The organism is Spirosoma fluminis, assembly GCF_054778895.1.
Map to the genome: position 1 here is coordinate 785,911 of NZ_BAAGZD010000003.1, position 13,808 is coordinate 799,718.

12 protein-coding genes are annotated in these 13,808 nt (G+C 53.5%); all 12 read right to left on the reverse strand.

Going from position 1 to position 13,808, the window contains the following annotated elements:
• Positions 1-32: 32 nt before the first annotated feature.
• Positions 33-986 carry a PAAR domain-containing protein gene (locus tag ACYVBJ_RS05200; RefSeq protein ID WP_460981228.1) on the reverse strand — a complete coding sequence of 318 codons (954 nt, stop codon included), beginning with the start codon at positions 984-986 and terminating at the stop codon, positions 33-35.
• A gap of 14 nt (positions 987-1,000) precedes the next feature.
• Entirely contained in the window at positions 1,001-2,839 is a 1,839-nt protein-coding gene (locus ACYVBJ_RS05205; RefSeq protein ID WP_460981229.1) for a type VI secretion system Vgr family protein, read from the reverse strand.
• Positions 2,840-2,881: 42 nt separating this feature from the next.
• Complete coding sequence (locus tag ACYVBJ_RS05210) at positions 2,882-3,544, reverse strand: hypothetical protein (protein ID WP_460981230.1); 663 nt, start codon at positions 3,542-3,544, stop codon at positions 2,882-2,884.
• A 114-nt stretch (positions 3,545-3,658) separates the two neighbouring features.
• A complete protein-coding gene (gene tssD / locus ACYVBJ_RS05215) occupies positions 3,659-4,054 on the reverse strand; it encodes a type VI secretion system tube protein TssD (protein ID WP_460981231.1) in 396 nt (131 codons plus the stop codon).
• Positions 4,055-4,136: 82 nt separating this feature from the next.
• A complete protein-coding gene (locus tag ACYVBJ_RS05220) occupies positions 4,137-5,507 on the reverse strand; it encodes a type VI secretion system contractile sheath protein TssC (RefSeq protein WP_460981232.1) in 1,371 nt (456 codons plus the stop codon).
• An 18-nt stretch (positions 5,508-5,525) separates the two neighbouring features.
• Positions 5,526-5,978: a hypothetical protein gene (locus ACYVBJ_RS05225; protein WP_460981233.1), complete on the reverse strand. Its 453-nt coding sequence runs from the start codon at positions 5,976-5,978 to the stop codon at positions 5,526-5,528.
• A 105-nt stretch (positions 5,979-6,083) separates the two neighbouring features.
• Positions 6,084-6,581, reverse strand: a complete 498-nt coding sequence (locus ACYVBJ_RS05230; RefSeq protein WP_460981234.1) for a hypothetical protein — start codon at positions 6,579-6,581, stop codon at positions 6,084-6,086.
• A gap of 133 nt (positions 6,582-6,714) precedes the next feature.
• Positions 6,715-9,225 carry an ATP-dependent Clp protease ATP-binding subunit gene (locus ACYVBJ_RS05235; RefSeq protein ID WP_460981235.1) on the reverse strand — a complete coding sequence of 837 codons (2,511 nt, stop codon included), beginning with the start codon at positions 9,223-9,225 and terminating at the stop codon, positions 6,715-6,717.
• 163 nt (positions 9,226-9,388) lie between these two features.
• Positions 9,389-9,862, reverse strand: coding sequence for a hypothetical protein (locus ACYVBJ_RS05240; RefSeq protein ID WP_460981236.1), 474 nt, complete (start codon positions 9,860-9,862; stop codon positions 9,389-9,391).
• 45 nt (positions 9,863-9,907) lie between these two features.
• The gene (locus ACYVBJ_RS05245; protein WP_460981237.1) at positions 9,908-11,053 is read right to left on the reverse strand and encodes a caspase family protein; all 1,146 of its coding nucleotides are present in this window, start codon (positions 11,051-11,053) and stop codon (positions 9,908-9,910) included.
• 23 nt (positions 11,054-11,076) lie between these two features.
• Positions 11,077-11,853, reverse strand: a complete 777-nt coding sequence (locus ACYVBJ_RS05250) for a hypothetical protein (RefSeq protein ID WP_460981238.1) — start codon at positions 11,851-11,853, stop codon at positions 11,077-11,079.
• A gap of 28 nt (positions 11,854-11,881) precedes the next feature.
• Positions 11,882-13,360 (reverse strand): Kelch repeat-containing protein, encoded by a 1,479-nt coding sequence (locus ACYVBJ_RS05255; protein WP_460981239.1) that lies wholly within the window; start codon positions 13,358-13,360, stop codon positions 11,882-11,884.
• Between the last annotated feature and the right edge of the window lie 448 nt (positions 13,361-13,808).

Sequence of the window (13,808 nt, forward strand, 5' to 3'; positions counted from 1 at the left end):
ATTCATTGCCAACCAATCCATACGCATTTTTGTCAAAAAGGCTTACCGGATGTGCTGTAGGAAGGCCGTTGTACAGGCGGTTGCCCGGTAGCCGGCGAAGGCCATCCATTGTTAGCATAATCTTTTCTCAGTTTATTTTCAGTGTAAGGCTGCCCCGTCGTATCGGGTAATGCTTCGCCATTTCGTGGATTACCAGGTTCATTGTACGTCTGAGCCGGTAATCCAGTTGTATTTCTTTCTTCAGAAACAGCAGAGCCATCTGAATCCGGAGTTTCATTGGGTACTGCACCAGTGGCATTGTGCGTAGCGTGGATAAATTCGTGTCCTAGAACAATGTCTGAACCGGGTTGAAAAGCAGCAGGCGCTGGATGCCCCGGTGACGAGGGAACTCCGTGCATGGCTGGACTCCAGGCGATGGTTGACGAACCAGGTGTAGGACTGTCATACTCCGTTGTCGCATTATTTGGATCGTTTGGGTCATTGTAGTTCTGGAGCACCACCTTGTTACCACTTGCCTCAACAGCCGAAAAAGCCCGCTGCATAGTTGGCGTTGTATTTAACCGGATCAGCCCCTGCAAGGCCTGCATCTGGAAATCCGGATTGTTCGGATCAGGCGTAATCTCGATAGCTGGCCCAAACATTATGTTTCCGTTCGGCAGCAACGTAACGGCTCGGGTTGGCCCCATCGACGAGTCGCCTATGAGCACGGTTGGCAGCCCCATTATGATCGTTCCACCGTGGGCGGTTGTATCAAGCTGACGAGCCGCTGGCTTTTTGCCGATAAACACACCGGCCGAGCCTTTAGCAATCAGATTCGGCGCGGGCGACGCGCACAGGCACGGGGTCGCTAACGTAGCAGCAGGCATACTTCCAATCAGCACGGTTGGTACGCCCGGCGGCAGAACCGTCCCGCCCACATGGGGCTTGGGGCCGTCGGACATCGGGCAAACGTGCGGGTCGTTGATGCGGGCAGCGGGTAGTCCCATTGGGTTCGAATCCGTTAATTTATTTGAACAATGGCCGCTTTAAGTGCAGCCAGTACACTGCCTTCCAGGCTAAGCTGCATTCCTTTTACGGTTGCCTGCCCCTTGGCGTCTACTTTAATGATGGTGCCGTTCAGATCGATATTGGCGTCGGAGGTCGCTTTTACGCTTGCTTTTCCGGCCAGTTTCAGGTCCGTCGTAGCGTCGACACTCATGTCCATTTCGGTCTTGATCTCGCCTTTCTTAGCGTCGACTTTCCATTCTTTCCGGGCCTTCATGCTGATGGTGTCGGCATCCATACTGATGCTGCCCGCACTCAGACTAATCGAGCCCTGGCTCTTGATACTGATGTGCGTACCGTCGAGCGTGAGCACAATCATGTTCTTTTTGTCCTTGTTATAAATGGAGATGGCTTCTTTGCCCGGCTCGTCGTTCATGACGATGTGATTGCCCCCCCTCGTAACAATGGCTTTCCTGTAGTTCTGGTCGGTATACCACGCGTTTTGTTTCATCTGACTATGGTATGTAACCCCAGCCACGACCGGACGCGCTGGATCGTCATTCTCAAACATGATCATAACCAGCGTATTCACCTCAGGCACGAAATAGTGACTTTTGTCTTCACCGGCCATATAGGCGCTCAGGACCGGTGCCCAGGCAGAGCTTTCCGAATCGTCCTGCGCCGATTGCCAGAAGAACTGTAACCGAACCCGGCCCATGTGTTCCGGATCATCGACATGGCTTACCCGGGCTATCTGCGGGGTAGCCCGCGGTTTCGTAAAGCTGGGATTGGCCCGGAATTCAACGCCCGCCGGAATGGCCTCAAACTTATTGGAGTACCCCCCGCCCAGATCGGCTTCGTGGCTGATGCTGATGATGCGGTATTGGCCGAAGCTTTCGGTACGTTGCCCCGGCAGGCTGCTCCGTTCCTTAATGTCGATGACCGCGCCGACCTTTAAGCCAATTACGTTGCACGAACCGGTAAAAATTACCGCATTCGCCACCGACGCTTTCTTTTCGTACTCGACCTGCTTTCTAACGTCCGAGTCCGAATACACCGGCACGGGCGGATACGTAAACAAGCGTTCCGGATAGAGCCGCTCGGCCGTATCGATCAGAAACTGCCCATACTCGCCCAGGCCCGATACCCGTACGTCGGCGGAGTGGCTGCGCTCCTGCTCGCTCTTCCGGGAGTTCCAGTCGTCCATAAAGAACTCGCCCCCCGGCAGGTCCATTTTCATGTCGAACGCGCTGATGTCATCCCCATAGCGGAGTTCAATAGGAGCTTCGCCGGGCACATCGCCGAACACCACTTTGGCCCCGTCGAAAAAGAACCAGTTGCCCGTAGCCGCGGCAAAGCGGTGCAGAAAATTATAGCTGCTCTCATCGAACTTAACGATGTATTCTTCTTCTTTCTCGTTACGTGGACTTACGTCGGGCCGGAGCAGGCTCTGGTCGTATTCTTCCAGCACCTTCCTGACGATGGCCCCGTGTTTCTTCTTGTAAAACGCACCGTAGCGGGAGCCCTGCTCCAGCAATACCGAAGCGCTGTACCCCCGAATAACGACCGAACTGCCCCGCGCTGCCTGTTTGGATAGATATAGCTGCGTAATGAATCCTTTGAATGTAAACGACTTACCCGTATCGGGCCGGTACTTAATCGAAATCAGAATCTCTTTCCCAATAAACTCTTTCGACTTATTGATCTTCATGCCGTCCTGCCCTTCGACCTGCTCAGCCGGCACTGTCAGTTCGAATGTATGGTGGCGGTCGATCCACTGATTGATTTTCAACCGGGAGAACAGGGAAAGCTGTTGACCGCCAATTTCGATGCGAACGTCCGAGAGCTGATTCATAATGAAAGCGTTAAAGCCAATTGCAGGAATGTCGGCTGAAGATTAGTTGGCGGATTCTTCTTTGGTCGGACGAACCTTGTCGGCCCCGATCCGGAATGTACTCCGTCGGCTGGCCATGCCGTCACCATCTTTTATGATGCGGGAGCTGCCCACCGGAATGAGTTCATCATCGGGATCGGTTTTGCTTTTCATCAACAGGGTTGTGTAAAAATCTTTGATGCCCGTGTCGGTAATCTCACCGGAGAAAAGCCGGACTTGTTTCGAGGTTGTGTTTCCCGACTGCGAGTTAATCTCGGCGAAGAAGGTAAACTTATTCCCGTTGCCAGCCAGAAACCCACCTACTCCCGCTCCAACCGTACTGCCATTTTTGGTATCGACCTTAGCGCTCTGATCGCTGCTGTTCTGATTGGAGAAGCGGATGATCAGGTCATTAAACGATTCCCCAATCTGCGAATCGTCGTCGGGGCCGTAGGGGCTAACCAGCTCATGGGGCGACGAAACAAAGATGCCTTCGATATTCGGGGGCTGCGTGCCTTCGTTTACAATCATCCCCCGGGCCCGCAGGCCGTCGATTTCGTCCTGCGAAATAATCGCCCGGACCTTTTCGGAAAAGCCTTTTGCGGGGTCGTCATCTTTTTTACAGCTATTGAGTCCCAGCGCGCAGACGGCAGACATAAACAGCACAGTTCGAACGGAAGTACGCATGGTTTTATGGGATAAGGGTGTTGATAGAATTTACCAGTAGGCACGTACCTCCGGTTCTTTCCAGCAGGTAATGATGAATAACAGGCCATTGAATGCGCTTCAATGGCCTGTGGCTTAGTAGGCTGCCCACTTGTTTTCGTGCGAGGCTCCGTCAATCGACAGCTTACGGGCGGAGATCACCACACTGGTCGACATAGGCGTATTGTTACGTGCATCCATGCTCTCCGAATAACCCGTCAGGAAGGCATCTTCAAACTTAAGCTCTTTCATGGGCGAATCTTCGTCCTGCTTAAAGAACTTGATGGTGCCGCTGAACTTAGCGTTCGGATTAATCATCAGTTTAAAGGCGTTCGTGTCTTTGGTCGACTCGAATTCGGCGTTTACCTGGCCGCCCATTACGTCGGAGGTGGGTTTGCCGGTGGTGTAATCCGTGTTCTGACCTAGTGAAAAACTGCAGTGTAACAAACGGTACTCGGTGCCGTCGAGGTCAATAGTCGCTTTGAAAGCCATGGTTGTAATTGGTTATTGGTTTTAGTTTATGTATTAAGTAAGCGTATTAAAGAGGTGCGTTAGCAGTCGATTACGGATTGGTTTACTGCTGCTCGACGCCACCCTTCCAGTCGTTGGCGTCATCGCCTTTGGTACCATCCAGCCGAACCAGGAAGTTCTTAGCGGGGAAATACGGCTTGATATGAATGTCCAGGTGAATACGATCTTTCACCTCTTTGTCGCGCTCGAACCTGAGAATCTTGAAATCCTCAATGATCTTGTCGGCCCCCGTAATGCCGTTCAGAAACTTTACAATCTGCGCCCGCAGGTCTTTCTCGTTGTCGTAGGTCCAGTTTTCAAACGCCCGCCGGTTCAGGAAATCGATCAGGACTTTCATGATCCAATCGAATACCCGCACGACCGAATACGTCTGTAAACCCTGGTTATCGCCGTTGAAAAGTGTTTTGGCCGAGTAGGCCATCACTTTGTTGTACTCGTTCACCATCGGCACCAGCCCCATCTTTTCGAGGTTAGCGATCTCACTCTTCTTGAGTTCGAAGCGGACGCCATCCACCTCATTGAGGGTGCCGTTTTTGCTGCCCGCTACCGGTTGCTGCAACTGGGTTTTGTAAATCTTGCCAGCCAGTGCGCTGGAGGGCGGTACGTAGAGCGGTTCTTCTTCGCCTAAGTCCTCGTAAGCTTCGCGGCCGACCAGGTAGTTACAGGTCATCATTACGTTTGCTTTGTACGCATCGGCGCTCGTCATATCCTCATCGGCGAAGAGTTCCATTACATCGTCGGGCGAATCGAGGTGCCGGTAATCGGTAATCATCATCACCTTATTCTCATGCGCCAGCCGGGCCCACTTGTCCACTACTTTCTTGGTCCCCAGATAACCCGGCATGACCAGCATCGAGTAATTGTTCCGCAGGTCGAGCTTGTCGTAATTCTGGCGCAGCTCGTTCGCGATCTCATCGAAGAACAACGTATTGTCCAGATCCTGAATCTGTTCGGCGTCGGCGTTAACGATGGACAGGTTTTTCACCTTTTCGGTATCCGCATTTTTATAAAACAAGGCTACGGACCGGTAGGCCGTTTCGAGGTCTTTGGTCTCATCAATGGCTTTTTTCAGATTCCGACGTAACGTTTCGGCGGCTACTTCGGCTTTCTGCTCGGACTCACCGATCATGTCGGCTACGTTCTGATGCCCATCCAGCAGTTCGGTCCAGGTTTTGAGCCGTTTAGCCAGCGCTTTCCGGTCTTTCTCGCTTCCTTTTTCGGTCAGGAAGATGTTTTTCCGGGCTTTTTTGCCGGGGTTCATGTTCTGCGCTCCCTCAACGGTCGTTTCCACAAACTCAAATCCCCCGAATCGCGCGAGCTGCTGACTACTATCGGCCAGAGTCTGGGCGGGATTCGCCACTTTAACGCGTTCCTTAACGGCCTTACCGTTTTCTAATTGATCTGGTGATTCCATGGTACGTAGCGAGTGGGGTTAAGCGTTAGCGTCTTCGAGTTCCTGAATCATGGCCCGCAGTGCCGTCAGATACGTTTCTTTCGCAGCGGGGTCGGCCAGAATTTTCTGCAATACCTTATTCGATTTTAACTGCTTGATGAACTTCTGGTAGTCGTCCTGCTGGGCGTTCAGCCCCTGCAGAAACGGGCTTTGTGCAGTGATGCCTTTCTTGCCGAAATCGCCCAGGTTATTGAACCGTAAGCTTTCATCGACACCCGCTCCGTCAGCGTCTTCAAACTCAATGTCTACCTGGGGTTTGAAGCGGGCGAAGACAGCGTCAACCGTTTCCAGCTTCTCTTCTACTTTTGGCTTAAACGGCGCGTCGGCCGTCAGTTTCTGCACCAGCATGGTGCGGTTCTTCTGAATGTCGGAGATTGCTTCGTTGGCGTCGTTGCCTTTTTTCTCCTGGCCACCAATACCGTAGTCCATCATAGAGTTTACCTGTTTAGAATGTATTGCTTGGTTAATTACTTTGTCGAAATCTTCCCTTCGCAGGGAAACAAACGGTCGTTACATTTTGAAAGAATGTTTGTCCGGTCACGGATGAATGCGCGTTTCGGCCACGAAGCTCCAGTTCCCTGATAAACTACCAGCCCCTACGCCCGGCGCGCCAAATCCCGCCCCGTAAATCGGCTGCGAATAGAAATACGCATTCGTGGTAATTCCCCAGGGCGAGGCACTGATATACATGCCACCGTAAGTCACGCCAAAGGCACCAGCCCCTGTATACGTAATCCGTCCAGCAGCTCCGTTGAGATCATACGAGTTGAACTCCCGCAGGCCACAGATGTAAGGCGTTGTCCGGTAGAGCTGGGTCCAGGGCGACGATACGGCACCGAGGTTAGCCGGATTCACAACACCCGAGGCATTACCGCCAAGACCGATGCCAAGGCCCCCGAAGCCGTAAATGCCACTCACCCCAGCGCTGCGACTATAAAAGATGAATAAGAACGAGCCGCTAGCGACCCCTGCGCCCGCGGCAGCCTGCCCTACGCAGCATACCTGCCAATCCGTTGTTCGTGTAAGCCATCCCATTGTTGTAAAGCGTTTGGTTAGTTGACTGATTAGTCGGCTTTTACGGCACTATGGAAACACTATTGACCAGCTCTTCGATATTTTAATCTCCGTTCAGGCGTTACGTCTGGTACGGACCTAGGCGGGAACCGTGTCAGACAGGATTGAACGTCAGTTCCCCGGATTCGCCCGTCCTAACGGCCAGGTGGCTTCCTTTGCCCAGTTCACCCGCGACAATCATGCGCGACAGCGGTCGGCGCAGGCGGTTGCGGATAACCCCCCGTAACGGCCGCGCTCCATACTTGGGCGTGTAGCCCTCCAGAGCCAGTTGCCGCCGGGCGGCTGCGTCGATGTCAACCGTAATGCCCTGCTTATCGAGCGCCTTCAGCAACGACTTGAGTTGAATATCGAAGATGCTCACGATCGCTTCTTCCGAAATCGGCTGGAACGGAACGATTTCGGTGAGCCGCCCCAGAAACTCGGGTCGGAAGAAACGACCCATGATTTCCAGCAGCTCGTTCGAGGCAGCTATTTCACCTTTAGCCGCTTTCTCCACTACGTAGTCACTGCCAATATTTGACGTAAACAGGATAATGGCGTTCGAGAAATCGCCTTCGCGGCCCAGCCGGTCGTGCAGGTGCCCTTCATCCAGAATTTGCAGGAAAATATCGAACACCGACGGGTGCGCTTTTTCAATTTCATCGAACAGCACGACAGCAAAGGGCTGCTGCCGGATTTTGGTCACCAGCAGCCCGCCTTCTTCATAACCGACGTAACCCGGAGGGGCACCGTAGAGCAGGGCAGCGGAATGTTCTTCCTTAAACTCCGACATATCGAAGCGGATGAGCGCCCGTTCGTCATTGAACAGAAAGTCGGCCATCGCTTTGGCCAGCTCGGTTTTGCCGGTACCCGTAGGACCCGAAAAAAAGAACGAGCCAATGGGCTGCCCCGGACGGCTCAGTCCCGAACGATTCTCCAGAATGGCATCCGCAATAATCTTCACGGCATGGTCCTGCCCCACCACGCGCTGCTTGAGGTGCTCATCCAGCGCCAGCAGTTTATCCCGTTCCTTTGATTGTATCTTTCCAAGCGGAATCCCCGTACGGTTCGCCACGACAGCGGCCACTTCGGCGGGCTCAACCTTATCGCGAACCTGTTCGCCCAGCGCCTGCAGTTTGTTGAGCACAACAGCCAGATGATCGGCAAGGGCATCGGGCAACTCGAATGAATCCGTCTGGAGATCCTCCTCCAGCTGGCCCAGTAGTACGGGGCTCAGTCTGTTTTTGAGCTGCCGTTCAAACCAGCGAACATTACCCATATAGGTTAGTGGATCAGCACCCTGATTTTTTTCGCGTACAGCCGAGAGTTCGGTACGTAGTCGATCTATTTCGGGCTTGGTGGTTTCGGCAGCCATTTTCATGGCTGCCATCGTGCGATCGATCAGATCAATAGCGGCATCGGGCAGCCGACGGTCTTTCAGATAGCGTTTTGCCAGCCGAACGGTTTCGGAAACCGTTGTATCCGCTACGCCGATCTGGTGGTGTTTTTCGAACAGGGGTAGAATCGTCTCCACCATTCGGGTGGCCGTTAGCTCATCGGGTTCTTCGACGGCGAGTACCTCGAAACGTCGGGCAAAGGCTTCGTCTTTTTCGAGGTATTTGCGGTATTCGTCGTTGGTTGTGGCCCCAATGAGGGTCAGTTCACCACGGGCCAGTTCGGGCTTGAGCAGGTTCACCGTTCCGACTGCACCCCCGTTCGGATCCATCAGGACGTGAATCTCGTCGATAAAGAGTAACGCTTTGTCAAACTGTTTCAGATCGGCCAGAATCCCTTTCAGCCGGTCTTCAATTTCACCTTTATACGATGCGCCGGCAATCAGCGATCCCATATCGAGCTGAAACAACTGCGCGTTTTTCAGATGAGGTGGTACGTTTCCGGCAACAATCTGCTGGGCCAGCCCTTCTACCAAAGCGGTTTTTCCGACTCCCGGCTCGCCAGTAATGATGACATTGGGTTTCAGGCGACGGCCCAGAATTTCGATCATCTGCCGCGTTTCCCGGTCCCGTCCAACGATTGGATCAAGCTTTCCATCCCGAGCCGACGCCGTTCGGTCCGTGCAGAATTTAAAGAGCGTTTTGCCAGCGGGCGCTGCTGCCCCATTTGTTCCGGCGGCCGGTTGCCCGGTATTGGCGCTGCTACCTCCCGTTTGACCGCTGATGGCCTGCTGGAAGCCAACATCGAGCAGGGCTTTCTCCAGGAGTTGATTCTCGGTCAGTGGAAACGATTTAAGCTGATCCCGCGTGAAGGCGACATCGGGTTTGCACATCGCAGTCAACACCGCAATCGGCGTTAATTCATTCTCCCCCAGCTTCATGCGTACTACGTCCGACACCTCCATTAATGCCCGTACCTGTTTATCGCCAGTCGGCTCCTCTACGGGTCGGGCCGATTTTGGGTACGTTTCCACCCGGATGTCCGCCCAGTCGCGTAGGTAAGGCACGTCAATGTCCCAGACGGCTAACTGCGAGGCTAGTCCTACGTCGTTGTGTAACAGTCCCGTGAGCAGATGACCGGGGGAGAACGTCAGGTGCTGATGCTCGCGGGCAATAGCCTGAGCAATGCTGACCGCCCGGCGGAGTTCTTCGGTATAAGTAAGGGTTATCATGGTGTGAAGGGGTTTATTCGCACCGATCGGAAATCGAACGTAGCAGTTTATTCACCGTAGGCAAAGTCTCTTTGAGCGAATGGCAAATTCGCTGAGCAAACGGACCAAACCTTTGAATAACAATGAATTAATTTACATATATCAACCTGAGCGCTTGTGCGCTTTATTTGCTGTAGGTAATCCAGGTCAGCGTGATCGAACGGCCGGTGAAGCTGTAGCTGTCGACGTGAAAAACGCCGTTTCGACCTTCATTCGTTACGTAGGCAATGCTGCCATTGGCGTTCGGGTTGCGCGCTGGCAATCCAATCTCGAATTGCCGGGTTGAATAGGTGAGTACGGTTAGCTCCTGAAACGAAATGGCGGATGGATCGAGCACAGTGGTTAAAGCGTATTTGGTGCCCGAGCTGGGGATAAACAGCAGGTTGTTGGATTCCGTTACGTTCCACTTCACATCCCCCGCCGACGCGATGGTCTTTCCCGCATCAAAATCCCAGAATCCATTTTCGGCGATGGTAATCTGCCCCGACGAAAACACGTCGGGACCAGGGGTATTAACGCCTTTAGGTTCGACATTCCATTTCGAACACCCGGTCAGTACGCTACTTAGCAGCAGCAGAATACATACAATAGCTTTCATCTCAAGTCGAGTAGGGTTAAGACACGTATTGATCGTACGACCTGTTTACTTTTTCCGGAAGTAAAAGTCATTCGTCAGCGACGAGGAAACCCAGGGGCGCTGACGACCACCGGTTTGCTCCGTTACTTCCCGGCCTACCCGTTTGAATACGTCCTCAATGGGAATGTTGGGAACTTTCAAATGCTTCAGCAAGGCGGATGTGTACAGGCCATTACGTCCATTTCCGTCGGCTGCGGTTTTGCTGGGCGAGGTCGCGTAGGCAATGTAAGAGCCATTGGGCGCGTTCATACTGGTTAGTCCCCCGTCGTTTCCACCCCGCACCAGGCTGCGTTCGAACGGATTGTTGCGGCAGGCATCCAGCACAATAATATTGGTACGCGTGCGGGCGTCGTCCATCTTGGCCAGTACCCGGTCGGCGGGTTCACAGTCAAATTCAATGTCGCCGGCCGTTTCGGGCTTCGCATCAATCGGAACGAGGTAGTTATGATCGCCCACCGCCACCCCATGTCCGGCGTAAAAGAAGAGCCCAACCTGATAATCTTTCAGTTTATAGCCAAAGTCATCAACGGCCTTACGCAGTTTCTTTTTGTCGAGGTCCGTATAGAGCATTACCTCAAAACCGAGTTCACGCAGGGTGGCTGCCATATCCTGGGCGTCGTTGACGGGGTTGGTCAACCGGCTAGTGGCGGGATAGGAGGAGTTTCCAATGATGAGCGCAAGCCGTTTTTCGGTCTCGGCCACGGCGGGCTTCCGGTAGGTAACTTCCAGCGAAGATGTCAGCTCGCCCCCACCCGTCAGATACGCAACCAGTTTAATTTTATTCTCGCCTTCGGTCAGTTGAACCGACTGGCTGAACGGCTGCTGACAATCGGTATCGCGCTCGACCTTCAGGTCGCGGGCGCTGGGTTGGAGTTTATCGTTCAGAAATAAGGTATAGCGAGCTACGGGCTTGGCCGACGTAACGCAGGCTTTCGCCATAAACGTAGCCGCCGATACGGTCTGGTCGGCACCCAGGTTACTCGTCCAGTCGATTCGCGACGCGACGGGGGAGCCTGCTGACGTAGGCGTCGTAAACAAGGGCATAGTGTTCAGGCGCGTGGATGGGCTCTGAAACGTGGCGATCGGTTTCGGTTGCGCCAGTGCTACGCCCGTTAGCAGACAAAAACCGGTGAAAAGTAGTAGCGTTTTCATAAGTAAAACGGGAACTGATGCTGTTAAAATTTATGGCTGAGACCGATGCTGGTAACCTGACTACCCGACTGAATCAACAGCGAGGTTCGGGCTGGCTTTGGCTTGCCAACGACCATGTACACGACGTTGGCAATGGCAACCACGGCGGCCGCTCCGGCGACAATGGTGAACGTAGTCTTGTTCTTATCGATCTTAGCTTTCAGCTCGTCGAAGCGCGCCTTATCGGCGGCATTATCGGCGAACGGTTTGCTGTTGTACTCGTCAGCGTCTTTGTTTAGCCCTAATGCGATTACCGTCGCATAGCCAGCCAGTCCACCGGTTGCTACCCAGCCAATGATGGGCACTATCGATTTTTGACGAACAACGGTACCAGGTTCAGCTACCCGATCAGCCACGGGCCGGGTAACGGGCTCCGTCAGTGGCTTTTTGGCGGCCTTGGCAGGATCGGCGACCGACACCATCCGGGCTACCCGCAGCAGCACTTTTACGTCTTCATTCAAGCGGACGTTATCGCGTACTACGTCCCAGGCGACCAGTTTATTCTTACCGGCTTTGATGCCCGCACCCACGTCGCCGTTTACGCTCACGGGCCGGATGATACGTCCCGATGCGGTTTCGAGTTCGATATAGAGTGAGTCGTCGGGCAGTACCTGAGGCAGCTCGTATTCAATAATCACTTTCCGAACCGTTGGGTCGGTACGCAGCCGGACATTGCTGGCCGACGTTTGTGCCCAGCTCAACTGGCTAAGCAGTGAACCCGCAAGAAATAATAAGGCTAAGAGACAGCGTTTGAGAGACATGACTACGTAAGGGTAAGCGTTGAAAAAATCAGTTTGGGGTGAACTCCCACCAGTCGGCGTTTCGGAGTCCGAAGAAAGCTTTGCTGCCAACGCCGATCCCAATGCCGGTTGTCGGTGATGGGTGACGCAGCGCTGATGAAAGTTGCGGGGTGAAGTTGCCACTGGCGAGGTCCATGACCCATACCTGACTGCTGCAATCGGTGATATACGCTTTGGAGCCGACCACAAACGCGAAGCCCTGCATGCGGCCACCGGTGTCGTTATCGCCGGAGCAATCGCCGAAACTGGCGGGCAGTAATGCAATCTGTTTCAGTTCGCGCGTCTCTACGTTGTATCCCCAGATCTGACGGCTGTTGAAATAGCGGCTATAGGGCAAGTTCGACCCCACGGCATTGTAATATTTGGCGGCTAAGCCACCCCCGAAGTACACCCATTTGTCGTACTGAACCGAAAAAGGGCCCGATCGCGCAGCTCCGTAAATAACGCTGTTGTCGTAACCTTTGTCGTTGAGCGGAAAGGAAACATCCCAGGTATTGCTGGCCGGGTTGAGCGCGTAGACCGCGTTGTAGATGTTGGTCTGGTTAACGTCGTTATTATACGTTCCGCGGCCAAACATCGTAAACACCCGGTTGTCGTACACGAACGACAAAGCACCGGCCTGTTTGTTGTATTCACCCTGCCCTCCCGCGCGGGTTACCGGTGGGTTGGCCAGTTGCCGCCAGGCGTCATTCGCCGGATCGTATTCCCAGGCATCCGCCGTATAGCTGCCCCGCCCAACGGCCGCACCGAACATGATATACGCTTTGCCGTTCAGCACCGCAACGGTTGGCTCCGAGCGTCCCGTACCGGGAAAATCTTTCTTCTGCGCCCAGAGGTTGGTTTCCGGATCATATTCATACAACTGCTTAAAGTAATAGTACCCTTCAGCGCTGGCGGGTTGGGCCGCCCCGCCGACGTACACCTTACCGTTGATGGTGAATAAGGGATTAAAGGCGTAGGCTCGCTGAGTTGGCAGGTTGGCGAGCTGCCGCCAGTTGTTGTTTTTCGGTCCAAATTTTGTGCGGAAGCTGACAAAATCCTTACTGAACGCGGTTTTCCCCGCTGCGTCTTTTGCGTAGGCAACGGCGTAGTAGGGCGAGTTTTCGATGAGGTCTTTTGCTTCAAAATTAACCGTACCATCGCCCGTTAGCGCAGCCGTTACAGCCCGCCGGAGGGGAGCGGCCGTTCCGGCCTGAATGGCGCCGATCTGGCCTGGATCGGGCGTTAGGATAACCCCGTATTCGCTGACAGCCGGTGGCGTTTCCACTTTAAAACTGATGGTAGCGGTCAGATGCCCCAGCGCCGTTGGCTTCAGGTTAAGCAAGGTGACTGCGCCAACGCTGGTAACGGGCTTGGGATCGACCGGGTTAGAATCGCCCGGCTTAATCTCTTTCTCCGTTACGTTCCATTTGGAACAGGCGGTAAGCAACAGAATAATGCTAATGAACGTATAGAGTGTAGTACGCATAACAACTTATATGACTAAGACAAAGAGAAACAATTCAGCATAAATCCTAAATCGTTCATATTTAGCTTTTTACGTTTTAAAAAGTAATGAGCTAAATGAACGGAGAAAACGGCTTCGTTCGCGAATGCTTTGAGCGTTCGGTCAATAGATATGAGCCAATGGCACAGGTTGCCGAAACAGCGGGTCGATACGGTCTGGTAAACGTCATTCCAGTTGGTGTTTTGCTAGTCAAGAGGTACGTAGTGGCAGATTGAGTGGCTCCGGTACCTAATTGATTTCGACGGATTAGTCGCAGCTTTGTTAATGCAGGAAACAGATGGCAAGCGTTTTTACGAAGGCGACCGGCTTCTGGCAGCACAATATGTCCATATGAGTATACCGACAGCCTTCCGGAACGGATCGGTTACGGTCAGTGCAGTAAAGAGCTTTAGCGCCCGCTAGTAACATA